The following is a 24,176-nucleotide window of genomic DNA, read 5'->3' on the forward strand; positions in this document are numbered from 1 at the left end:
TTATCGTATAAGTAAATGTTAAAACACTTACTGTTTTGTAATAATAAAATCATTGAATCTTATTCTCTAAAATACAAAAGCCTACTATCCACTTAACTGATAGTAGGCTTTTAAAATTATCTAAGGCGTGGGTTATGTTCTAATTTATAAGTTTTCATCAGTGGAAATATTATCACTTCGGCTGTAAAGTTAACACTTTCCCTTCTATTCCATCCGTATTCAATGAAGTCGTATGATACTCTCCATTTACCCAATCATCTATTTGATCATGATACCAATCGCTTCTAAAATGTCCTGATTGTCCTGGCCCTACGATATGATAACCGTTTGACATATCTTTCGTATCAATAACGAATCTCCAAGACACCCCGTGATTGACAATACCGTTATCTCCGTAACTCGCTGCTTGAACGGTAACTTGACTTCCGCCAATTGGAACTGGTTTCTCACGATTAAATGCAAGTAGCGCTAACATACTAGATGATTTTGAGATTGGATGTGTAAAAGCAAGTTGATGGTAATCGCCCCACTTCCACTCCGCAACATCAGGTCCATACTCCTTCTGTAATTTCTTCATTACATTCTCGTACGATGTATGCACAACTTTCGTGAAGCCTCCGTACTTCGTAAACCAAGCGCTATTTTCTCCTGCTACTTCTTTTCGAATCATTTCATCAACAACTTGTGATTTCCCTTCAAATAACTCCATCACATCTTTCGGTATTTCTTTTGAAAATAACGTATTTGAAATCTCTTTCATTAACAAATGGAATATTAATGGTGCCGCTTCATCTTTACTATCGTAATAATTCCACTTTGTTAATTGTTTTACGCCTTCTTTCTCTACTTCATTTAAAGATGCTTTATTTAATTCTTTTAAAAATATAGGAGTAAACTCTTTCCCGTATAAATTCTTTTGATCCATCTGTAACTCTTCTAAATCTTTCACCGTATACTTTTCCTTCTCTTGTAAAAACTCTTGAATACGCATTTGTCTATATGGCTGCGCCCACGTATTACTAATATGATACGGATAATTATCATCAACAATTTTATTATTCGCAGTTGAAATAAACCCTTGTTTTGGATTGATTACTTTTGGAAGTTGATCAAACGGGATATACCCTTCCCATTCATATTCATCTGTCCATCCTGGCACTGGTAAACTACCATCTCCTTTTTTACGTACTGGTATATTTCCATTCGCTTTATAAGCAATAGTGCCGTCGTTTGATGCAAATACAAAGTTTTGGGTCGGTATATGAAAATCTTGAAGAGCCGTTTCAAACTCATTCCAATCTTTCGCCTTATTCATATTTAATACAGCCTTTAATTCAGCGGAAGGCTCCAGAGCAGTCCATTTCAAAGCGAATACTGTTTTCGTTTTCTCTTTCCCTTTATCTGCAAACTCTGAAATGACTGGACCATGCCTCGTAACCGTAACATTATACGGTATTGTCTTTCCGCCTTTTACTCTAATAGATTCATCTACAACAGTAGCTTTTTCCCACTTATCGTTATACAGAAATTCATTTTCATTATTAGGATTTCGCTTCTCAATATATAAATCTTGCACATCAGGACCTGTATTCGTAACGCCCCATGCTATTTTGTCATTGTGTCCTAATATAACACCTGGCACTCCAGCGAAAATAACACCACTCACATTCAAATCTTTCATTTCAAGTTTCGATTGATACCAAATAGAAGGCGTCGCAAGAGATAAATGAGGGTCATCTGCTAAAATAGGCTTACCAGACGCACTCTTCTCACCGCTTATAACCCAGTTATTGCTACCATTAAACTCTGGTGGAATAATCGCTTTTGCAAAACTTTGTGCTACATCCACATTTGTATTTTTCAATTCAGCTAGCAATCTAGGCGCATCTTTCGGATATGTAGGAAATAGTTCATTTGCTTGCTCTTTCGGTAGATTTTTCAGCGCCCAATATCGAAACGCCTGTCCGTGCCAATGTCCGCCTAAATCAAACGCCATATACTTTCCAATCGTTAAAGTATCAACAATTGACCATTCAGCGGGCTCATAACCTAATATAATAAACTCGACCGGCAATTTCTTTTCCTCTTTCGCCTCACGTATAAAACCATTCACCCCATCAGCAAATGACTGCAGGGCATATTTTACTTCTCCATCATATTGACTAACAGATGCTTCGGCTGCTCGTCTTAAACCTAGCGTCCGAAACAACTTATCTCGATCAACAGCTGCTTCCCCTACAACTTCACTTAACATCCCAGAAGCTTGCCTTCTACTTAAATCCATTTGAAACAAACGATCTTGCGCTTGTACATACCCTTGCGAAAAATATAAATCATGTGCATTTTCCGCTTTAATATGCGGTACCCCTTTACTATCTCGCTTCACCATAACAGCATGTTGTAAATCCTCAAGCTTTATCGTTCCATCTATCTTTGGCACAGAACTCAGCGTATATATGTTCAAAAAAATCGCTGTACAAATAACTAACAAAAGAACGATACTACTAGACCAAATAAAAATTCTCTTACCCCTAGTTCGTTTCTTCTTTACGACGACTTCCATATAACCCCCTCCTTTCTCAAACTATTCGCTTCTATTTTGAAAGAACCTTTTAGAATAGGAAAAATCCATCTTTTCTTATGCTATGGATCATGTAAACAGACTTCTCCTTCCTTTCTTCCACTGAAATCTCCCCGTCCTTTCTTACACCAATTCCTCAAAATCCCCTTCACATAAGCAAACGTTCGCTTATTATGTTCAAACGCAATTTTAAGCGCCTCTAATACTTTCTCTCCTGAAAGTCTTTGTATCCAATTCTTCAATTCCTTCACGATATATGGGGATAAACTGCTAATATGTTGTTCATAAGACTTGTAAACTTCACTATATGGAACGGTCTCTTCTATACTTTCTACCTCTTCTTTCTCTTCAAAAACTACTTCCGAACTACTAGTATCCTCTTCTTCTGGCATACCAAAATGCTGCAATAACAATGGAATCTTCCATTCTTCTTCCAAACATTTACGTAAAAACATATGTATGAACTCTTTATTTTTTACAGTCTTTAGCTCACGCAACACACACTTTTCTACATTCGTGTTTACAATAGGGTTATAGTGTAGCCAATTTATGATGTATAACTCTTTCGTTTCCCCATCATATAAAATCTTCCCGTATTCCACAAATCTACTTAACAACTTCTCAACAGTCTCCATACTGTAGCCTGTTTCAAGCTCTGCCACTCGCATCGGTAATACGTAAATTCCACATTGCTTCGTTTTCGTACCAGTTAACAAATATATGTAAAAATAACGCTCCTCTGGCGTTAAATCTAATATGAATTCATCTTGCCAAAAGTTCACCTGCACATTACGGTACACCGCCATATATTTACCTCCCCTTGTATTCATATAAAGTCAGATTTCAACCCTTCAATATACATATAGGGATGAGGGCTTAGTTTTTGCATTTGAATTCTAATTTTTTTTAACTACTACAACGACGGTTTTATTTTTTCGCGCTTTTTGTTCTTGTAGTTGTTTTTGTTTTGTATTGTTTTTTCTTAGTAATTTATTACTTGGTAGGTGCTTATGAGGGGCTTGGAAGGGGCTTAATAGTGGCTAATATAAAAAGGAGCTGTTCCATTTGAATAGCTCCTTTAAAATCCTTATTACTTTTTCTTGTACCAGTACAAACTACTACATACAATTCATTTATTTCTGCATAGAGTCTAACATCTTCACTAAAAAGGCAGCTGCTTCACCACGAGTTGTTGTCCCTTTAGGATTAAACTCATTATTTCCAACACCTGTAACTACCTTTAAGCTATATAACCGCTGAACTGGCTGTTGGTATGTAATCAAATGTTGATCTGTAAATGGTAATGCGACTAATTTACCTGTAACACCTTTATACTGTAATGCGTTGTCAATCATGATAGATGCTTCTTCACGTGTGATAGATGCGTTAGGATCAAAAATCCCTCCGCCACGACCGTTAATAATTCCTGCACTTGCACTACGTTTAATACCGCTATGAAGTGATGGATGCGCTTTGTTAATATCTACAAATGACTTATTTCCTTCTGGTAGCTTTAGAGCATTTGAGATTAATGTCGCAAACTCAGCTCTCGTTACATTACGATAAGGCGCAAATACACCATTTCCTTCACCGTGCATAATTCCGAGGCTGTTCAGCTTACGAATATGCCCTTCAAACCATCCACCTGTAATATCATCTTTTGGTTTTTGCACTTCTTTATTTGGCACATTATAGTTTATCTTAATCCAACTTGGGTTATAGAAAATCCACTCATCATTACCTATTTTATACCAACCATTTTTAACTGCTAACACTTTGTAACGATCTCCGTTTGAAGCTTTACGAACAATATGATGCTCAAGTCCTACGCCACTACGTACGTTTATACCGTCACCATTCACTACAAGCTCCATATTAGGTTCAGCTGGATTATATTCATTTGAATCAAATAGCTCATTTCTTTCTTGTAAAGGCGAATCAATTTGTGCGTTAACATTTGCGTACCATTGAATACCTTGTACGAAGCCAGTCCAATTCCCACGAGAAATTAAAATATCAGGACAGTTTTTTCCACTCCATTGTTGATGCCTATAAATGTGATCCGCACTAATACCTTCTTTGTTCATTAAATAACCTGCAAGTCTCTTTGCATTCTCTAACGCTTTATTGTAATCTCCATCTTGGTTAACTGAAATTTCGATACCGATAGACTCTCTATTTCCTGAGCCATCACCATCTCCTGCATGCCAACCATTTTCATTTGTTGGTAAGTGCTGATAGATTTGTTTGTCGTCTACAGTAAAATGCCATGAAGCTGTTCGGAACGTACCTTCCGTTGCTTGTTTATACAAATATTTCGCATGATTTTCAGCATTCGCACCACGGGCTGTGTTTGCAGTCTCGTGAATTGTAATGTAGCGTGCTTTCATCGGATTAGCAGGGCGAATATCAGGATTTCCTGCTGGAACAATCCACTCTACAAATGGAGTACCTGCAAGTGTTCCATATTTCTTTGTAGTCATCGATGCACTATACTGAATAGCTCTTGGCTTTTCAACCGGCTTCATTTCACGAGTAGAGCCATCATTTCGACCGTCTACATGTTCAAATGCCTTTTCAATGTTTGAAATAGCTTCATCTTCTGCTACTTGACCTTTTTTAGCTTCTTTCATTTTATGTAACTCTTCTGTTTCATCATGTTTATGCTTATATTCTTCTAGAAGTATTTTCTCGTTTTCTGATACTTCTGCTTCGTTAATTTGCATGTGATCAGGAGTTTCTAGATTGAAATGAGAATAGCTTAATCCGTTTGTTCCATGTTCCCCTTGTGCGATACGAAGTTGATCAGTTTTACTCTCTTCTGCTGATATCGCTAAAGGCGCGCCACCTAATATTACTAAACTAGTTGATAACGCAATTACTCTTTTTTTTATTATTTTATTCATTGCTGTAATCGACACCCTACACTGTTCGTGTAAGTATCTCAACCTCCCTTTATTTTCTCATTAGTGAAAGACTATGAATCTACTATGTATAAAAATATGTTTATTCCGCCTTTTTATAAACACTTCATTTTATCCCCAGCAGGTGAATGATAGTTTCTATAAAATCCCTTAACAGACATTATTTTATAACCAATTGCAATCGCCGTCAAAAGCACTTATCCCCTTACACCCTACTACTTCTCAAAAAATAGATTAGGATACCTTTTACTGATTTTTTTCAATAAGAAGGAACTTTATGATGTTTCATAACTACTATGTATCTATTAATTAGATCCTGATTTAATGTAATTTCCCCATTTGAAAATACTAACTTTTTCAATTTTTTGCTATAATATAGTTTTTACATTGAAAGGAGTTTTTATATGGAAGAAATTGCTCATATTTTACTCACTAATATTGATACATTAAATGAAGAAGACCAAAAAATTGTAAAGAAACTAGTTAATAAGTTAAAATCTTTTGCTCATGCACCACTAAATAAAAATCACTGCTTACGTATGAAACCTTTTATTGAATCTGAAGGAATAACTAGACTCGTTGCCAATACAGTACACTCTTACCAATTAGATTTAATGCCAAACAATCAATTTGCTATGTATGATGTGATTGGCTATTACTACAGCATAGCATTATTAACATGTTGTGTAGTATTTGAAAAAGGCGATTTCAAACACATCTACTCTGTATTAGAAAATGAAGTTACAAAAGAAAACGAAAAGAATGTTCTAGTATCAGAGCGTGGCGGGGAAAATTACTACGTTATGGCACGCATACTTAAATTTTTCAAGAAAGATGCTAAAGACATAGAAAGTTTATTTTCACAATTAATTATTCTAGATTAATTAATTGTGAAATATCACTACATACGAAACAAGGAGGATGAGTATGAGTATGCTACAAATAGAAAATATGGAAGATGATGAAGTTTTCCAATTTCTAGCTGGCACTTTCCATCAAGATACTTTCTACGAAGAAGCACTTAAAGAATTATTAGAAGAGGCACACAAGGAATATTTACAAGACTCTATTGTTTTTCTATCTAAATTTCTAAAAAGTGATTATAGCATTGAAGAAAAGCAAGCGTACATTCGATATTCAGCAGATGGGATATATTTTGAAGGGCTAGAAATCACACCGGTAGAATGGCTTGAAAACATAGTTGAAATATTAAAACAAACCGTACAAGTTTATTAGATTATATATAAAAGGGGATGACCTAATTGTTAAATACGATCGTTTATGATAAAGCGAAGTACCATTATCAAGGTGATTTTCCTGAGGACTTACCAATTGATCAAGCTTTTGTACATACTGGTATGTTTTTAGGATGGATACTTGAACATAATTTATTTAGTGAAGAATTTGAAGAAGAATCTCAAGACGAAATTAATCAGTTTAAACTTAAACAAATGACTGGCACAGAAATTTATATGAACTGGGATGGCGTTTTAGCAGACGACATGTTAAATGATGAGGGCAACCAATTCGCAAAGTACTACTTTAACCATGACGAGGACTGGAAATATATAAATGATTACAGTGATGTTTTTATAGACGAAGGCGAAACTCTCTACCACGTGCAAGATACTTGGGAAAACTATTTCAAATTAAAAAACGTTATTGATAATAGCTATAATTTTTGGAAAGACAACTTACAAAATAAATAATTATAACAAGTCGATTTCTTATTTTAATAAGGAATCGACTTTCTTAATATCTAATTTGCTGATTAACACCTCACCCAAAGATCATTTTACTAACGATACTATTATCGATACCGAATTATCTATAACAGAACGTTCTGGGCGTGATTTCATTAATACTGATAATCCAATTAAGGAAGTGACTAATGTTTGCGCTACTGCTTTAGCGTTCAAATCACTTTGTAGTTCTCCTGATCGAATTCCTTTCATAATTAATTCTTGAAAAACAACTGCAAGATACATTTGATGTTCTCTAGTCAGTACTTCAAACTTTTCATTATGAGGAGCAAGTTCGACCATTGTGTTAATACAAAAACAGCCTTTACTGAACTCTTTTTTATATTCCTCTTCCACCATATTTTCAAAAAACGTCCGAATTGCTTCTTTTACGGATTGTTCGTTTTGAAGTTTTGTTCGTATATTAGCCGCATGTAAATTTGTGTATCTCCTTAATGTTGCTTCAAATAACCCCTCTTTATCACCAAAGGCTGAATATAAACTCGGCTTTTGTATTCCCATTTTAGCAGTTAAATCGCTTAATGAGGTAGCTGCGTATCCCTTCTCCCAAAAAAGTTGCATAGCAGCATCTAAAGCTTTCTCTTCATCAAATTCGCGTAGTCGTGCCATTTAAAACCATCTCCTTTCTACATCTAATTATTAAAACTACACATCACCTTTTATGTACCAATCAGTATATTATATATCGTATTAGATTATAAACGAAGTGTCAAAAAAATCGTATTAAAATCAAAATAAACTTGACATAAATATTTCTTCAAGATTATATTTTACTTATAAAATAACATACCGTTCGGTATGTTATTTTCAATGATACAAAAAGGAGCTGATTTTATGAATAGCAAAGAAAACATGATGAACACTCTAAAACATAATCATACTCAGTTACATTCACCTGCTAGTGCAATCATGTCCCGCTATATGACTCTATTATTCTCCATTGCTTGCGGGATGGCTGTAGCAAACATATACTTTGCTCATCCACTACTTGATTCATTGTCAAATGAATTTAAGATTAGTCATTCAACTATCGGTATTGTGATTACTATCACTCAAGTTTGTTATGCACTCGGTTTACTTTTATTAGTTCCACTCGGTGATTTATTAAACCAAAAGAAAATAATAATTCTCCAAATGCTTTTATCTGTTTTCGCTTTAATTATAATCGGGGTCGCTCCCTCAAGCACCGTACTTTTTATAGGTATGGCCTTAGTAGGAATTCTTGCAACTGTTACGCAAACACTCGTCGCATATGCATCAATTTTAGCTAATCCAACTGAACGTGGACGCATAGTAGGTTTCGTTACAAGTGGCGTTGTACTAGGTATTCTCCTTGCCCGTACATTTGCAGGCACATTAACAGATTTAGCTGGATGGCGATCCGTTTATCTCACCTCCGCTATTCTTTTACTCTTCGTAACTGTTTTGTTACACCGGAACTTACCAACTCTTGAACATAAAAAAGTGACAACTATGTCTTACCGAAAGTTAATACACTCTGTTCTCTTATTATTTCTGGAAGAACGACTTTTACGCATTCGCGGCATATTAGCATTGCTTATTTTTACTTCATTCAGTATTTTATGGACTTCTTTAGTATTGCCTCTAAGTGCTACACCACATAACCTTTCGCATACAGCTATTGGCGCATTCGGCCTTGCTGGAGTTGCAGGTGCATTAGCTGCTACTAAAGCTGGACAATTAGCTGATAAAGGATTCGGACAAAGAACAACTGGCATAGCCTTATCATTATTAGTACTTTCATGGCTCCTAATTAAATCTATTAACCATTCTCTATTATTACTAATTTTCGGCATTATCCTTTTAGATTTAGCGGTGCAAGCTGTACATGTCACCAATCAAAGTATGCTTTTCACAGTGCGTCCTGAAGCGAGAAGTCGACTCACTGCCAGTTACATGATTTTTTACTCTATCGGTAGTGCAACAGGTGCAATTCTTTCAACAAATATGTATGCAAAATATGGTTGGGATGGAGTATGCATATTAGGTGTATCTGTTAGTGCTTGTGCTCTTTTATTTTGGATAATAACCTTACGGCGATCATAACAGCTAAAAGAAGAATAATTCATTTATGTTTCATACGTGTTTTTCTACAAGACTATAGAATAGCATTTACTTTTCAACACAAATCAACGGCATTTTCATATAAAAAATGCCGTTGATTCTAAATTTTCACATATGCGATTCATCATTTTATAATAATAAATCCTATACTAGCGAAGTACATCTATTACAAATTCCCTTTAACGTTTTCGACAATCTCGTTTATCGTATTCCGATCAAACTTATCACTAATTTCGTATGGCTCACGATCTCCTACTAATTGTACGCCTACAATATCATTGCGGTCTTTACCATATTGCACTTCAATAATAGACCCACGCTCTATTTGTTTCCAAACGAGACCTGCTTCATCTTTATTATCTAAAATAATACCAATTGGCATAACTGCAGTTAATACTACTCTAGTAATTTTCTTTATCATTTATAACCAACCTCACATGTTTAACTTTAAATTCCATTTATCCCCTTACCAAATAATAACATGATAATACCGAGAAAGAGCCAAAGGTAAAATATTATTTTCATCCCAACAATCTATGTAAAAAGCTATACTTCTGTATTTCCTTCCCGTCTACTTTCATATAGTACCCTTACAATTATAGATAGCTAGACTTTCAAAATCACTAACTGAATTATCGATAAATTATAGAAAGTAGACATCCTACTCACATAAGATTTAAAATTAGGAAGTATGGAAAACATGATAAAAAATTTAAACTAGATGATCGCAATTAAAATGATTTTTATATGAAGGAAGGAAGTGCACAGCTATGGATTTAAAAACAGTTATGCAAGAGCTTGAATCCCTCGGTAAGGAAAGAACGAAAAAAATATACATATCTAACGGTGCGCACGAGCCAGTTTTCGGCGTAGCTACAGGTGCTATGAAACCAATCGCTAAAAAAATAAAATTAAATCAAGAGTTAGCTGAAGAACTTTATGCGACAGGCAACTACGATGCTATGTACTTTGCAGGCATTATTGCGGATCCGAAAGCTATGAGTGAGTCTGATTTTGATCGCTGGATAGACGGAGCATATTTTTATATGTTGTCCGATTATGTGGTAGCAGTAACTTTATCAGAATCAAATATTGCACAAGATGTTGCTGATAAATGGATTGCAAGTGGAGACGAGCTACGAATGTCAGCGGGCTGGAGTTGCTACTGCTGGCTTTTAGGAAATCGCAAAGACAATGAGTTTTCTGAAAGCAAAATTTCCACTATGCTTGAAATGGTAAAAAATACGATCCATGATTCACCAGAACGAAGAAAATCCGCTATGAATAATTTTCTAAACACTGTAGCAATTTCATATGTGCCACTACACGAAAAGGCAGTCAAGATTGCAAAAGAAGTTGGTATAGTTGAAGTAAAACGTGATAATAAAAAAAGCAGTTTGCTAAATGCTTCCGAAAGTATTCAGAAAGAACTTGATAGAGGCAGACTTGGTTTCAAACGTAAGTATGTAAGATGTTAAAAAAGAAAAAGGTGGTATCAATCTTTCTTGATTGATACCACCTTTTTCTTTGACTACTGAACTCTCTTCTTAGAAAACATTCATTTACCTCTGGACAACTTATATGTTAGAAATTTCTTCTTTTAATTTATAAACCCTATCTCTTTTCTCATCACTTTTGACAAAAATAAGCTTTCCTTCTTTAACAAAATCTTCTAATACTAAGCATATTTGTCCATATGCTTTCGGCTTATTCGTTGTGAATCTTTCATCTGATATTTTGCCGGATCGTATTAATTGTTCACATAGCTCAAGTGCACTTATTTCTTCAGAATCCACTAATTCCAATATATCTTTTTGTAATGGCGATAAAGGTACTGGTATATCAGCTACCTCAACCTTTTCTGGTTTGTTTTCTTCTTCAAATAAATCTTCAAATGAAATTTGATTCATTACTTCTTTTCCTTTCTAACGATTGATTTGTATAACATGAACTGAATCCTAAAGCGTAGTTATTATTATGTAGTACTTACCTTATTTCATAAATATCAAACTCATGTACATCGTTTCATATAGTATACTTTGATTATACCAAATATACGTTCTGTTTTCTATCGCAGATTGGAAAACAGAACGTTTTACTGTATATACCATTATTAAATAGAGCTGAATATCCATTATCCAAATATTACATTTTAAGTTATATTATCAAAAATTTATCCATATTACGGAAATAAATGACAAATAATTATAATTTACATGTTATAATTACGATGCATGCATTTAGTTGTATTAAATGTGTAATACGTATATTTAATAAAGTTAATTTAAACTGGGGAGGCTTTCGCAAATGGGAAAGAAAACAAGCAAAGCTAAAAAATTTTTCGGATTCATAATCACCGCAGCATTAGCAACTACAACTATGGTAGGTACAGTAAATGCTCAAACAACTACGAATAGCTATAAGGTAGCTAGCAATGCGAATACTGTATTTACAGATGTACCAAAGGACCACTGGTCAAAAGATGCTATTGATTACTTAGCGGCAGCAGGGATTTATAAGGGGTATGGAAATGGGAAATTTGGTTTTGGGGACAACATCACTAGAGGACAGGTAGCTTCTTTAGTCAATCGACATTTAGGGTTAATCGCAGACGATAAACAAGGAAATATGTTTAGTGATATTACAAATCATATGTTTGAAAAAGATATTAAAGCCATTGCGCAAGCTGGAATTATGACAGGTGATGGAACAGGTACATTTCGTCCTGATGATGTATTAACTCGATATGAGATGGCAGTAATATTACAAAAAGCATTTCATTTAGAATCAAAAGAACAAGGAAAATTTAAAGACGTGCCAAAAGGTCATTGGGCTTATGAAGCTGTAAATACACTGCGTAGTAACCGTATAGCACAAGGTGACGAGGCAGGTAATTTTAACGGAAACACATTTGTGAAGCGTGAGCAATATGCACAATTCTTCTATAATGCAATAGCAAAAAATAGAGATTATAATTTCAACATCAATTCAAAAGAAGAAATGAAACAAATGTTAACAACAGCTTTAGAGAATGGGACGTTTGGTCCATTTAAATTAAATTCATTGGGTAAAGATATATCTGATGTAAAAAAAGAATATGGAGTGCCTGATGTTTTGAAAAAAGCACCATGTACAGAATGTGATGCACCTAATACAGCGGTATACGGAAATTATAATATTGACATGTACCCTTCGGACGCAAGACATATATGGGTAAAAATGGATATAACTATCAATGAATTAAAAGAGTGGTTTGGTGAACCAGATGAAATCGGAGGGGATATGACTAGCGAAGGCTTTATATATAATCGAGGAAGCTATTATCTTTATTTCAGCTTCTCTGATGGTTATATTCAACGCGCTGAAATATCTAATCATGAATATAATTAATAAGTTACAAACAATATAAATATATAAAGCATAAAAAATCCTTCAAGAACATGTCTTTTCTTGAAGGATTTTATTTGTCTCTATCTATTTAACATAATACAAAGCTATAAAACTCCTACTGATTAAACTTTATTTTTCTTGATGCTCCGCATCCCATTCACTTAAATACGTTGCATATTCTAATTCATCTGGATCATCATGTAACATAGAAATAAACTCTAATTTATTTCCATCACAATCTAGAAAATATACGCTTGCAGCTGGCATCCACCTTTGGACAATTGGTTCTCGATTTCCTTTTCCCTGACTCCCTACTACCTCTATTCCACGCTTCTCTAACCACAATTTAGCATTCTTTAAAAAATCTAAATCTACACGAAAAGCGAAGTGTTTCGTCTCAAACTCTTCATTAGTATGTACTTCCCATAATCCGAGCATTTGTTTTTTATTTTCTCCTACCCAAAAGAACACAACTCGTCTTTTTAATAGTTTCTTTGCTAATGTTAAACCTAACTTATTTTGATAGAAATCTATCGCCTTTTCTAAATTTCTTACATGTAAATGAGTTTCAAATATGCTTTGTATCATTATGTCTTCCCCCTCACCTATATTACGATTTTTCAAAAATATATTTTGTCTTTATACTACAAATAAATACATTTGAAATCATCCTACTTTTGTATAATTGTTCTTTCCTACAAAGGTATAAAGTGAAACTTTAATCAGTGGGGGTCTTACAACCCGCAAATAGCGGGATAAATATATAGCTTTATAATTTATATCCCACTGCCCAAGTTCTAGAAATTAAGTATTCTTCAATTACAAACGAAGACTACATTGCTTATTTTGTCATTGATTAGTTATAAAAAAAACAAGCCACCCAACTCAAATGAATTGGGTGGCTCTATACTATAAAGAAAATTTGCTATGTGTATTACTTCAATTTCCCCTCAAAAACAATCTTTCTACCGCACGGTTCAACTACTGTTTTGCCGTCTTTCTTCACTTCATGAAAGATTGGCTCTTCCATGCGACGAGACGGTGCATAGCCTTCTTGTTCCATACGTGCTAAGCAGTCTGTAATTGTTTCATTTTCGAGTACTTCAAATTTCTTTTTATTAGGTTGTTTTGTCATGCCCTAACCTACTTTCTATTTTTCTTGATGCGAATTGATTCTTCATGTAGATCATATATAACATTGCGAGAATGCCTATTATAATCATAACTGCAATGAAAAAGCTTGTATACTGTATTTTTTCTATAAATACGCCTCCTAATACAGGTCCCAGTATACTTCCTAAACTAAAGGCGATTCCAGATAATATATTACCTGCTGGTAATAAGTGTCTCGGTAATAAATCTGTCATAAATCCAAGCCCTAATGAGAAGCACGATCCAATGACCATACCCGCCAACAACATGCAGGCAAAGACGATCCAGTAATATTGATCAAATACGGCTGCCAGTAGAAAAATGCCCGTACTTATGCTGAACGTCCACGTTAATATACGGTCCCTTCCGTATTTGTCACTTAATATACCGAGCGGAATTTGTGTAATAATGCCCCCAACTGCAAATGCTGGTAATAAGAAGGATACTTCTGAAACAGACCATCCTTTTCGAAGCGCGTATACTGGTAAGTTACTGTTTAACATTGCTTCCAGTACGCCATATGCAAGTGGTCCAAGTAACGCAATCCATCCTAATCCAACAACTTGTTTATAACGAGAAAATGATGATTCACTCTTCACTTCTCTTTCATCTTGTGCTGGGAATGCATTTTTTGTTGGTAATAGTAACAGCCACCCTATTAGACAAAGTACAGTAGATATAATAAACGGCGTTGCAAGAGCGTACTGAACTGTGCTTGCTAAATACGGACCGACGGCAAAACCAATTCCGAAGAATACACCGTATATCGATACTTGTCTCCCTATTTTACTCGGGTCTGATGTTGTCGTGATCCATGTTTGTGTTCCGACATGAAGCATATGATCTCCGACTCCAACTAAAAATCTAAGGATAAACCATACCCAAAACGAAAATGTTTGTGTAAAAAAGAATAATGAAATAATAACGAGAAACCCACCAATAACGATAATTGGCTTCATTCCAAACTTTTGCATCGGTTTTTCAAGAAACGGTGAGATCACTAATATCCCAATGTATAGTGCCGTCGCATGAATACCGTTAATACTTGAACTAACCCCTTCTTGTTCAAAGATCATTGCAATGGCCGGTAAGAGCATACCTTGTGACAAACCCGAGATTGCTACAATCCCAACCATAATCCAAAAAGTAAAACGCATTGACATCCCTTTCCCTCTCCTTCTCACGCTTTCCACTTTTCATTATAAACTGTTTCTGCAAATGCGTGTACGAATATCCGCAATAAAAAAGAAGCTAAAAGAATGAATCTTTTAGCTTCCTATCCTTCCCAAACTTGTGCTTTCACATTGTAATGAAAGTGCTTGAAATATGGATTTTCATAAAATGATGGTCCATATAAGTGGTGATGTGCATGAGCTATTGATGGCTGCTGCATTTGTAAAGGAACTATAGCTCATGAAACTTGCATATACATCGGATCTATCATTATTTTTGTATATAAGTGATGATTATATGGCGAATGCGCAATTAAGAGCGGATGATGCACTGATAATCTCCCCTTTTACCTACAATGTTATAGTATATGCAACACCGTTCATTTCGGGGATTATTTCTGTTCTAACCAACCCTCTACATGTTTTATAAATACATCTAAACAATCAATAAACGGAGAATGACCGCAATCTTCTAACAATTTTAATTCTGCATTCGGCAAATGTTTTGCTAATTCTTCACCGACTACTTGCGGTACGACATAATCTCTATCACCTTGTATGATGAGTGTCGGAGCTTTAATACGATGAATTTGCTTATTTCCCTCTATAACCCCATTATGTTCATCCGAAATATTAAATGTAATGAGCGCATAATTCACATCTACGAAATTACGTTGCGTTAACATATCATCTAAATACTTTTCATAACGATCCGGTTCAGGTTGATTATGTGTATATATTAATAAATTCCATACTGTACGGTAATATAATTTATTCATATTTTTTATCGCATCTAGTACTGGTGCAATTTGTACTGGATCTTGCGCGATTTCTTCTTTTGTTTTTAATAGACTCGTTACGATCGGTTGCCCGTTAATATCTTTTTTAAAGATTGGATAGCCCTTCATTCCTACTGATTCTACTAAAATTAACTTTTCGACAAACGTTGGATGATTCGCTGTAAATTGCATCGCAACACCACCGCCCATTGACCAGCCCATTAATGAAAACTTCTCTAGTTTTAATTGATCGATAACTAGTTTTACATCTTCTACAAAGTCTTGTAATGAATCTATCGATTTATTATATGTTGATTGACCAAATCCTCTTAAATCAAGAGCGTAAATATGGTATTGATCTTGCAGCTTTTCAATAACTAAGTCCCAATGTTGTGACGATGTCATGTTCCCGTGAATGAGTACAAGAATTTCTGTATTTTGCCTTCCAACTTCCTGATACGCAATCGTTTCTCCGTTCGCTAGTGAAACAAACTCCATTGTTGCAGGCTTAATCATCACAAGTTCCCCCATTCTTTTCAATAGAAAGAAAATTCTTTACTTACTTAAAGAATAACATGCAGAATATATGTTCTCAACAAAAAAGCTATACGAATTTTTTACATAAATCAACATGTCTATTACTAGACAATTATTATAAAAAAGTATATAGTTAGCTAGGTAACTAATTTGAAAGGATCAAAATACATGGACGAAAAACAACATTTTTTTCACATTGTCAGCCAGACTTCTCGCAAGTTTACGAAGAAATTTAATGAACGTGTATCTCCCACTGGATTATTTAGTGCGCAATGGGCTGTTATTTTCCGCATTAATCAAACCGGTTCTTGTACGCAAACAGAATTGTGCCAGTATTTAAATGTTGAATCACCAACGATGACTCGTACGTTAACACGTATGGAAACGATGGGATGGATTATTCGTACAGAAGGAAAAGATCGCCGTGAGAAGCTCATTTCTTTATCAGAAACAGCGATAAAAATGATCCCGGTATGGCAAGAAGAAGTTGATACTTTCGAAGAAAAGACGCTAGAAGGTATTAGCGAAGATGATTTACATCAAGCATTTCAAGTGTTACAACAAATTATTAAAAACTTAGATTAAATTGGAGGGATGACGATGCAAAGTGAAAAACTTTGGACGAAGGATTTCCTCGGAACTTGTTTTAGTAGTCTATTTCTCTTTTTAACATTTTACATGCTTATGACTACTTTGCCTGTCTATGTAATAGACGGCCTAAAAGGAAAACCTGAGGAAATTGGTTTAGTTGCAACTGTTTTTCTTATTTCATCTGTTTTATGTAGACCATTCACAGGAAAATGGCTCGATGATTTAGGAAGAAAGAAAATATTATTTATTTCACTTTCACTATTTTTAGCCGCTACTGTTATGTATTTCGGTGCGCAAAGTTTATTTTTATTACTAGCCCTTCGCTTCTTACATGGTATTGGGTTTGGGATGGCGACGACAGCAACTGGTACGATTGTAACTGATGTTGCGCCAGCTCATAGACGGGGCGAAGCACTTGCCTATTTCGGCGTATTCATGAGTCTGCCGATGGTAATTGGTCCTTTTTTAGGTTTAACAATTATTTCTCATTTTTCGTTTACTGTATTATTTATCGTTTGTTCCGTATTTTCATTGCTTGCATTTTTATTAGGACTACTTGTAAATATTCCGCATGAAGCACCAGTAAGCAAACAAAAACGAGAAAAAATGAAATGGAAAGACTTAATTGAACCATCCTCTATTCCGATTGCTCTTACAGGATTTGTTTTAGCCTTTTCTTATAGTGGTATTTTATCCTTTATTCCTATCTATGCGAAAGAGCTCGGTTTAGCTGATATTGCAAGTTATTTCTTTATTGTATATGCACTTGTTGTTGTAATTTCTCGTCCATTTACAGGAAAGATTTTTGACCGCTACGGTGAAAACGTACTTGTTTATCCAGCTATTATTATTTTCACAATTGGGATGTTCGCATTAAGTCAAGCGCAAACTCCGTTTTGGTTCCTAAGCGCAGGTGTATTAATCGGTTTAGGTTATGGAACATTAATTCCAAGCTTCCAAACAATTGCAATTTCTGCCGCTCCAAACCACCGACGTGGTTCTGCAACAGCTACGTACTTCTCATTCTTTGATAGTGGTATTGGATTTGGTTCTTTCATTTTAGGTATCGTCGCAGCGAAATCAAGTTACCATAATATGTATTTTATCGCAGCTATTATCGTTGCGTTCACTTTACTTCTCTATTATGGATTACACGGACGAAAACAAAAATTCAAGAAACAACGTACAGACGGACAAATTTCCGCTTAACGTTAATAAGGAAAGTAAACTTCTCTGTTTACTTTCCTTATTTTGTATTTCTTTCAATAGAAGCGTATACTTATAATAGAAATAATAAGGAGGGACCCCTATGAAACTAAAAAAATCTCCCCTACTCTTACTCATAATCACATTCATATTTGTAATTACAGGGCTCGGTTTTACATACTTCAAACACAATAAAACAATCCCATCAAAAAATAACGTGACGAAAAAAAATTGGTTAGATGATCCTTACTTACGTTGGTCTTACACACATATGAAAGAATTCACTTTAATTAATGACGTAAAAAACAATCCTGACCAAATTGCTCACTTCCCTTCCGCATTGCAAAACTTAGACGATTTTGCTGTGGAGCGTAGATTTGGAAATACAACTCCTTTAAAAAAACTTTTAGACGATAACAAAACGGATGCTTTTGTCGTTGTACATAATGGGCAACTTGTTTATGAACAATATTTCAATGGATATAACGAGAATGAACCTCACGGCATGGCGTCATTAGCAAAGGTCTTTACGGGTGCAATGATACAATCTCTCGCTGAAGAAAATCGTATTGACTTAGAGAAAACAGCTAACACTTATATAAAAGAATTAAACAATACACCGTTCGGTAAAGCTACACTTCAGCAATTAATGGACATGCAAGTTTCTGTAGAATACCCTACTCACGGATATGAACATCCAGCGTTAGAAAATCAAGATGCACAACTATATTTAGCGAGCAATATTTTACCTCGAGGTAAAAACTACGACGGTCCAATGAAAATTTATGATATGTTACGAGAAGCGGAAGAAACCGCACCGCCCGGTTCCGGTTTTTCTTACGATAACGGATCTGCTGAAACGCTCGCTTGGGTTATTCGAACTATCACTGGTAAATCATTAGCGGAAAATGTTAGCGAACGAATATGGTCTCAAATTGGTATGGAAGAAAACGCATATTACGTAACAGATGAAACAAAAGTAGAACAAGCAAGTGCTGGTTTAAATGCAACTGCTAGAGATATGGCGAGATTCGGGCAATTACTATTAAATAACGGGGAATATAATGGAAAACAAATCCTCCCTTCCTCTATTACAGAAAGTATAAAAAATGTCCAAAAAGGTGAACTTGCAATTGGCACTGGTGCTTCTATTTCTTATCATAATCAATGGTGGATTCCGCATAATGAACAAGGTGCTTTCGAAGTGTTAGGTAGTTACGGACAAACACTTTACATCGATCCGCAAGCAAATATGGTAATTGTCCACTTCTCTTCTAACGCTACGCCAAGTAATGAAATACATTCAGTTTACGCCAATATGTATATTGATATTGCACATCATTTAGAGAAGCTTCCACAATAGTGGAAGCTTCTCTTATTGCGTTGTTTTATTTGAAACCACTACCCTTATTACGGTTATTCATAATGAAACTTTTTATTAGCAATCCAATAATACGTTACGAAGAGTGTCAATAAAATCCACACTATAGTTAGTAATCCATTAATTATTGCGTTTGAATTTACTACCCCCGTGACTAACGTTTCCATTGCATACTTACTCATACCGGCTGGATTAAGCTGATCTATTATTGGATTCAAACCGACGATTACTCTGCAGGCTAAAAGGAAAACAATTGAAATTAATGCAATAATACCTTGACTGTGAAAAATAGCACTTATCATTGTTGTGAAAGATACGATAAAAAGAACCCAAATTAGATAAAATAGTAATCCAGTAATTAGGTGTGCAAATGGAACGGCAGTAAAAAGAAAATTTACATATAGATAAGAAGCTACGTATCCAATTGTTACACTAAACGCTACCATTAAATAGTTTGACACTATTTTCCCACCTACATATGAAGTAACAGTAACGGGCCTTGTTAAAATAAAGGCCAACATACCATTAGCTTTATCTGTTTGAATTGCACCCATCATAGAAATCACTAGAATCATAAGTCCAAGCTGATCAAACTGGGATCCCAAAGTAGTCGCTAATACTTCGCCCCCTTTTTGCGCTGCCATACTCAGATCAATTGTAATTCCCTGGCCTCCACCTAACGCTTCTAGAATTGATGGCAAATAATGAGTTACTATCGGCTGTGTTGCACCTAAAAATATAAAAACAATTGGTAGCCAAATAATCTTAAAATCACGTAACATTTGAACATATTCTTTTTTTATCAATACCATTGAGTTATTCATTTTTACACCACCAATTTCAAGAAAATTTCTTCTAAAGTATCGTTGCTCATTTTAAATTTAACGATGTCCACTTTATGTTCGAGTGCATTTTGCAGTAACATATTTTTGTTTATTTCGATACTTTCAACCTTCACTTTGATTTTAAGCCCAACCACTTCTACATTCTTCACATACGGTAATTTCTTTACAACTTCAATCCAATTTTGATCTTTATCTGTTATTTCAATAATTAATTTATTTTCACGATTACGGTGTAAAAGCTCCGTAATCGTTGTGTCTTCTATTTTTGTTCCATCTTTTATAATGACAAATCGTTCACAGATTTCTTCTGCATCGCTTAAGATGTGGGTTGATAATAAAATGGTTGTATCTTTTTTTATTTCTTCAATCAGATTCAATACTTCCCGCCGGCCGATCGGATCTAATGCGGATACTGGTTCATCCATGACAATAAGCGAAGGTTTATGCAATAATGCTTGTGCAATACCAAGTCGTTGTTTCATTCCACCAGAAAATGTACTAACCTTTGCATTTTCTTCTTCCTTTAGTCCAACTTTCTCCAACATTTTTGGAATCGACTTTGACAATTCTTCTTTTTTCAACCCCGAAAGTTGGCCCATAAACGTAAGCGTTTCTCTCGCTGTCATCCAATGAAAAAAATTAGGATATTGAGGTAGATAACCAATTTCACTTTTCATTTTTGATATTTTTATCCCATTCAATAAAACTTCACCAGCAGTTGGATTAGTAATATCCGAAATTACTTTTATTAATGTGGATTTCCCTGCTCCGTTTGGTCCAATTAATCCGACGCATTCCCCCGCTTGCAGTTCCATCGAGAAATTATTGACAGCAATTTTTCCTTTAAATGATTTTGTTACATTTTTAATCTCTAATTTCATAATTTCTCACTGTCCTTTCTCCCTATAACAAAGTACAAGATAGGTCCCAATATATTAACGAAAAGAATAATTAACGTCCATACAAGTACATTTTTTCTTGTTTTCCTATGTCGATATAAATCAATGAATGCAATTAAAACTAAAAGTGCTCCCACTGCAATAACTGGCAATATAATGGGTAGAAAAGCCATAATATCAATGTCTTTAAGATCATTCAATCCATAATGTATTTTCATTGTCATCACTCCTTTTAAATCTCATTATCATTATTGATAATGATAAAATAAAAACGGATGGATTGCAATCATTATTCTCATTATTTATAATGAGAATAAAAAACAATACATAAGGTGATATAATGAGTAATAAAGTTGAAATTTTAATGCATCCGGTAAGAATGAAAATTTGCCAAGTGTTAATGAGAAATAAAGAAGATGGGCTAACACCATTAGAAATGGTAAAAATCATTAAAAATGTACCACAAGCAACACTATATAGACAGCTACAAACTATGGTTGATTCTGGTATCGTCCATGTAATTAAAGAAAAAAAGGTAAAATCTGTTTCTGAAAAATATTACGCAATCAATGAAGAAGATGCAAAAATTGAAGGAAGTGAATGGAAAAGATTATCTGATGATGAAAAGTTAAACTACATTTCCTATTATCAGTTATCACTTATGACACAATATCAAAGTTACCTTAAGAAATTAGAGGAACAAAACAGTCAAGAAGATAAGTCTACTTTTTCTGTAGTAGAATTAAAGCTAGGTAAGGAACACTTTGGAAAATTTCAAAACGAACTTAACGAATTAATGATTAAATACTACAATAGCCAAAGTAAAGATGACGAAATAGAGGCTCCGGTTCGGACCGTCGCTATTACAATTATTCCAGAAACGTGAACTCACTCAATATACATAATACAAGCCGATGCTTCCTTACCATAGGCATCATCGGCTACCTTCATTTCGAAAATTGTTTTGACTACTACTGTACGGCTAGCGAAAAAACTTATCTAGAAGCTGCAATGTTGTAGCATCTAGAATTAGAATGTGCTTAAAGGTCCTATCTTTCCTATATTACATGAATTCTTTTCTTTCTTTTCTCATGCTAGTCTCATACCATCCACACTCTCTCCAAACACTTTTTAAAAAGAAGCATGGATAGACTAATAAATATAAATTAGGGATCCACCAAGACATATCAAAATCTAAACGGATTGTCCAAAATGCTAGAGCTTGTAACCCTGAGCAAAAAGTTAAAATTAATGATAAAAACGCAAAGTGGCTCCAAATATGTTTTTGTTTAGAATACAAATACAAACTTAAAAATCCCGTTAACGAGATTAACAAATCCAAGGGTAAAAAAGACCAGTTCCATGCTACTAAAATTGGGTCTTCATAATCTTTAAACAAATATTCTTGCGGAATCATATGAAAAATTGTTATGAGCCAATATACAACAAATCCAAGATCAGTAATAAAGAAAAAATACTTTAATCGATTCAATGTATACGTTCCTCCACTATTTCTTTTTTCTTCGCTTCATGTGCTGCACTATTAAAATTTAAAATTACGACTCCAATTAAAATAAAAAGAATTGCTAGTATCTTAATTATATTGATACTTTCTCCAAAATAAATAAAACCAATTGTTGTAATCGTTACAATTCCCATACCTGACCAAACCGCATATGCAACGGACATTTCCATCCCTTTTAATGCAAATGAAAGAAATGCAAAACTTACTACATAAAATACAAAAATAAGAATGCTTGGTACTAGTTTCGTTAATCCATCAGATAATTTCATCGCAGTTGTACCCGCTACTTCAAATAAAATTGCTAAACTTAAATAAATCCACTGCACTATTCTCCCACCTTCTATTTCGAATTAGAAATTCCGTACAGTAACATGTCCATAATCGATTCAAGCATACTTCCCAATGTATAGTCACTCTTTTCAATAAACATAGGATCATATATGCGATTCAGTGCCCCTAAATATACTTCAATAAAAAACGGAATTTGAATTTTTCTTATGCTTCCTTCTCTCATTCCCTCTTCTATTAAACAGATTACAGTAGACCAACCTTCACGTAAAAACTGATCTAATTTTAACCATTGATTATAATGATGTTTTTTTAGTTCTACTAATAAACGTGCATCCATGAATTGAAATTGTTGTGGAATGCATATTAAAATGAGTCTTATTTTTTCAACTGTTTGTAACGTATCATCTTCAGCGATATTTTTTTCCTTTTCTTGAATACTTTCTATTACATTACGAATAACTTCATCTACTATTTCATCTTTTGAAGAGAAGTGCTCATAGATTGTCCTCTTACTCACAGCTAATTGTTTTGCTAAGTCACTAATTGTAAATGTAAACCCCTTCGTTTGAATTTGATGAATTGTTTCTGTTAATATTCTTTGCTTCATAATCCGCCCCTAAACCATTGGTACCAATTTGGTTTTTTTGGTACCATTTCGTTTTACAATATTTAACACAATATACACAATAAATATTTCTTAATTTTCTAACCCATAATTCAAAACAGGTAAAACGTAAGAGCAATGAGGATCATACCTGCATATTCAACAATAAAGTGAATGTATAGAAGAACACTGATACATGAAGCTTTAAATAAAGTTAAATGCAGCTCTATAAGGCTATGTTGGTATATGTTCTTTTTTAGCTTGATGGGTATGTATAGAAAATATTAGTCACTGGGCACTAATATTTTCTAATGAGTAACAAAAAAGGGTTACAAATTCAATTATAGCCCTTTTACCAAGTGTCTTTTGTTTCATATGATTCCTATAACAATTACAAAGCTGAATAATCATCGTTGAAGCTGCTTGCTTCTGCTAAAAAACTATAGAAAAA

The 24,176-nt window shown here is 34.4% G+C and carries 25 protein-coding genes and 2 pseudogenes; 10 read left to right on the plus strand and 17 right to left on the minus strand.

Features of this window, described 5'->3' with window-relative positions:
- Nucleotides 1-172 precede the first annotated feature (172 nt).
- The 3 genes from ACYVEC_RS24915 to ACYVEC_RS24925 all read right to left on the minus strand — a co-directional run bounded on the left by ACYVEC_RS24915 (nt 173) and on the right by ACYVEC_RS24925 (nt 5,487).
- On the minus strand, nt 173-2,563 hold the full coding sequence (locus tag ACYVEC_RS24915; protein WP_460508848.1) for a penicillin acylase family protein: 2,391 nt from the start codon (nt 2,561-2,563) through the stop codon (nt 173-175).
- A gap of 80 nt (nt 2,564-2,643) precedes the next feature.
- Complete coding sequence (locus tag ACYVEC_RS24920; protein WP_098557003.1) at nt 2,644-3,387, minus strand: DnaD domain-containing protein; 744 nt, start codon at nt 3,385-3,387, stop codon at nt 2,644-2,646.
- Between the two features lie 327 nt (nt 3,388-3,714).
- Nucleotides 3,715-5,487 carry an S-layer homology domain-containing protein gene (locus ACYVEC_RS24925; RefSeq protein WP_063220994.1) on the minus strand — a complete coding sequence of 591 codons (1,773 nt, stop codon included), beginning with the start codon at nt 5,485-5,487 and terminating at the stop codon, nt 3,715-3,717.
- 422 nt (nt 5,488-5,909) lie between these two features.
- Here ACYVEC_RS24925 and ACYVEC_RS24930 point away from each other — a divergent pair, with 422 nt between their 5' ends.
- Genes ACYVEC_RS24930 through ACYVEC_RS24940 form a run of 3 tightly spaced genes read left to right on the plus strand, consistent with a single transcriptional unit; the run spans nt 5,910 to nt 7,214 of the window.
- Entirely contained in the window at nt 5,910-6,389 is a 480-nt protein-coding gene (locus tag ACYVEC_RS24930; protein ID WP_063220964.1) for a hypothetical protein, read from the plus strand.
- A 49-nt stretch (nt 6,390-6,438) separates the two neighbouring features.
- Nucleotides 6,439-6,741 carry a contact-dependent growth inhibition system immunity protein gene (locus tag ACYVEC_RS24935; protein ID WP_063220993.1) on the plus strand — a complete coding sequence of 101 codons (303 nt, stop codon included), beginning with the start codon at nt 6,439-6,441 and terminating at the stop codon, nt 6,739-6,741.
- Between the two features lie 26 nt (nt 6,742-6,767).
- Complete coding sequence (locus tag ACYVEC_RS24940; protein WP_063220963.1) at nt 6,768-7,214, plus strand: DUF7832 domain-containing protein; 447 nt, start codon at nt 6,768-6,770, stop codon at nt 7,212-7,214.
- A gap of 81 nt (nt 7,215-7,295) precedes the next feature.
- Here ACYVEC_RS24940 and ACYVEC_RS24945 read toward each other — a convergent pair whose 3' ends face one another.
- The gene (locus tag ACYVEC_RS24945; protein ID WP_063220962.1) at nt 7,296-7,877 is read right to left on the minus strand and encodes a TetR/AcrR family transcriptional regulator; all 582 of its coding nucleotides are present in this window, start codon (nt 7,875-7,877) and stop codon (nt 7,296-7,298) included.
- Nucleotides 7,878-8,102: 225 nt separating this feature from the next.
- Between ACYVEC_RS24945 and ACYVEC_RS24950 the strand changes: the two genes are divergently transcribed.
- A complete protein-coding gene (locus ACYVEC_RS24950; protein WP_063220961.1) occupies nt 8,103-9,335 on the plus strand; it encodes an MFS transporter in 1,233 nt (410 codons plus the stop codon).
- 184 nt (nt 9,336-9,519) lie between these two features.
- Here the strand turns inward: ACYVEC_RS24950 and ACYVEC_RS24955 are convergent.
- A pseudogene (locus ACYVEC_RS24955) lies at nt 9,520-9,723 on the minus strand (hypothetical protein); the annotation flags it as partial.
- Between the two features lie 400 nt (nt 9,724-10,123).
- On the opposite strand from ACYVEC_RS24955, the gene ACYVEC_RS24960 reads away from it, so the two are divergent.
- Entirely contained in the window at nt 10,124-10,831 is a 708-nt protein-coding gene (locus ACYVEC_RS24960; protein WP_063220959.1) for a DNA alkylation repair protein, read from the plus strand.
- Between the two features lie 99 nt (nt 10,832-10,930).
- Here the strand turns inward: ACYVEC_RS24960 and ACYVEC_RS24965 are convergent, their stop codons facing one another.
- The gene (locus ACYVEC_RS24965) at nt 10,931-11,263 is read right to left on the minus strand and encodes a DUF3895 domain-containing protein (protein ID WP_063220958.1); all 333 of its coding nucleotides are present in this window, start codon (nt 11,261-11,263) and stop codon (nt 10,931-10,933) included.
- Nucleotides 11,264-11,660: 397 nt separating this feature from the next.
- Between ACYVEC_RS24965 and ACYVEC_RS24970 the strand changes: the two genes are divergently transcribed.
- On the plus strand, nt 11,661-12,743 hold the full coding sequence (locus ACYVEC_RS24970) for an S-layer homology domain-containing protein (RefSeq protein WP_063220957.1): 1,083 nt from the start codon (nt 11,661-11,663) through the stop codon (nt 12,741-12,743).
- A gap of 129 nt (nt 12,744-12,872) precedes the next feature.
- Here the strand turns inward: ACYVEC_RS24970 and ACYVEC_RS24975 are convergent, their stop codons facing one another.
- From ACYVEC_RS24975 to phaZ, 5 genes and pseudogenes are all read right to left on the minus strand, one after another.
- Nucleotides 12,873-13,331 (minus strand): VOC family protein, encoded by a 459-nt coding sequence (locus ACYVEC_RS24975; protein ID WP_063220956.1) that lies wholly within the window; start codon nt 13,329-13,331, stop codon nt 12,873-12,875.
- A gap of 346 nt (nt 13,332-13,677) precedes the next feature.
- Entirely contained in the window at nt 13,678-13,878 is a 201-nt protein-coding gene (locus tag ACYVEC_RS24980) for an NETI motif-containing protein (RefSeq protein ID WP_000166303.1), read from the minus strand.
- Nucleotides 13,862-15,058 (minus strand): MFS transporter, encoded by a 1,197-nt coding sequence (locus ACYVEC_RS24985; protein ID WP_098555751.1) that lies wholly within the window; start codon nt 15,056-15,058, stop codon nt 13,862-13,864. The genes ACYVEC_RS24980 and ACYVEC_RS24985 overlap by 17 nt, the downstream gene beginning before the upstream one ends.
- A gap of 113 nt (nt 15,059-15,171) precedes the next feature.
- Nucleotides 15,172-15,399: pseudogene (locus ACYVEC_RS24990) on the minus strand (hypothetical protein).
- Nucleotides 15,400-15,459: 60 nt separating this feature from the next.
- A complete protein-coding gene (gene phaZ, locus ACYVEC_RS24995; RefSeq protein ID WP_460508860.1) occupies nt 15,460-16,362 on the minus strand; it encodes an intracellular short-chain-length polyhydroxyalkanoate depolymerase in 903 nt (300 codons plus the stop codon).
- Between the two features lie 189 nt (nt 16,363-16,551).
- Between phaZ and ACYVEC_RS25000 the strand changes: the two genes are divergently transcribed.
- The 3 genes from ACYVEC_RS25000 (at nt 16,552) to ACYVEC_RS25010 (ending at nt 19,543) form a co-directional block, all read left to right on the plus strand.
- Nucleotides 16,552-16,968, plus strand: coding sequence for a MarR family winged helix-turn-helix transcriptional regulator (locus tag ACYVEC_RS25000; protein ID WP_063220953.1), 417 nt, complete (start codon nt 16,552-16,554; stop codon nt 16,966-16,968).
- A gap of 15 nt (nt 16,969-16,983) precedes the next feature.
- Nucleotides 16,984-18,183: an MFS transporter gene (locus tag ACYVEC_RS25005; RefSeq protein WP_063220952.1), complete on the plus strand. Its 1,200-nt coding sequence runs from the start codon at nt 16,984-16,986 to the stop codon at nt 18,181-18,183.
- Between the two features lie 100 nt (nt 18,184-18,283).
- On the plus strand, nt 18,284-19,543 hold the full coding sequence (locus tag ACYVEC_RS25010; RefSeq protein WP_063220951.1) for a serine hydrolase domain-containing protein: 1,260 nt from the start codon (nt 18,284-18,286) through the stop codon (nt 19,541-19,543).
- Nucleotides 19,544-19,596: 53 nt separating this feature from the next.
- Here the strand turns inward: ACYVEC_RS25010 and ACYVEC_RS25015 are convergent, their stop codons facing one another.
- Genes ACYVEC_RS25015 through ACYVEC_RS25025 form a run of 3 tightly spaced genes read right to left on the minus strand, consistent with a single transcriptional unit; the run spans nt 19,597 to nt 21,523 of the window.
- Nucleotides 19,597-20,385: an ABC transporter permease subunit gene (locus ACYVEC_RS25015; protein ID WP_063220950.1), complete on the minus strand. Its 789-nt coding sequence runs from the start codon at nt 20,383-20,385 to the stop codon at nt 19,597-19,599.
- A gap of 2 nt (nt 20,386-20,387) precedes the next feature.
- Nucleotides 20,388-21,287, minus strand: coding sequence for an ABC transporter ATP-binding protein (locus ACYVEC_RS25020; RefSeq protein WP_063220949.1), 900 nt, complete (start codon nt 21,285-21,287; stop codon nt 20,388-20,390).
- Nucleotides 21,284-21,523: a PLD nuclease N-terminal domain-containing protein gene (locus ACYVEC_RS25025; RefSeq protein ID WP_000690914.1), complete on the minus strand. Its 240-nt coding sequence runs from the start codon at nt 21,521-21,523 to the stop codon at nt 21,284-21,286. The genes ACYVEC_RS25020 and ACYVEC_RS25025 overlap by 4 nt, the downstream gene beginning before the upstream one ends.
- A gap of 122 nt (nt 21,524-21,645) precedes the next feature.
- Between ACYVEC_RS25025 and ACYVEC_RS25030 the strand changes: the two genes are divergently transcribed.
- Nucleotides 21,646-22,191 carry a transcriptional regulator gene (locus ACYVEC_RS25030; protein WP_063220948.1) on the plus strand — a complete coding sequence of 182 codons (546 nt, stop codon included), beginning with the start codon at nt 21,646-21,648 and terminating at the stop codon, nt 22,189-22,191.
- A 177-nt stretch (nt 22,192-22,368) separates the two neighbouring features.
- On the opposite strand, the gene ACYVEC_RS25035 is transcribed toward ACYVEC_RS25030, so the two are convergent.
- The 3 genes from ACYVEC_RS25035 to ACYVEC_RS25045 are packed head-to-tail and all read right to left on the minus strand — an operon-like array spanning nt 22,369 to nt 23,728.
- Nucleotides 22,369-22,797, minus strand: coding sequence for a YvaD family protein (locus tag ACYVEC_RS25035; RefSeq protein ID WP_063220947.1), 429 nt, complete (start codon nt 22,795-22,797; stop codon nt 22,369-22,371).
- Entirely contained in the window at nt 22,794-23,156 is a 363-nt protein-coding gene (locus tag ACYVEC_RS25040) for a DMT family transporter (protein WP_063220946.1), read from the minus strand. Before ACYVEC_RS25040 ends, ACYVEC_RS25035 begins: the two co-directional genes overlap by 4 nt.
- A gap of 14 nt (nt 23,157-23,170) precedes the next feature.
- Nucleotides 23,171-23,728, minus strand: a complete 558-nt coding sequence (locus ACYVEC_RS25045) for a TetR/AcrR family transcriptional regulator (protein ID WP_098555748.1) — start codon at nt 23,726-23,728, stop codon at nt 23,171-23,173.
- Between the last annotated feature and the right edge of the window lie 448 nt (nt 23,729-24,176).

Source organism: Bacillus sp. MN7755, from assembly GCF_054771475.1.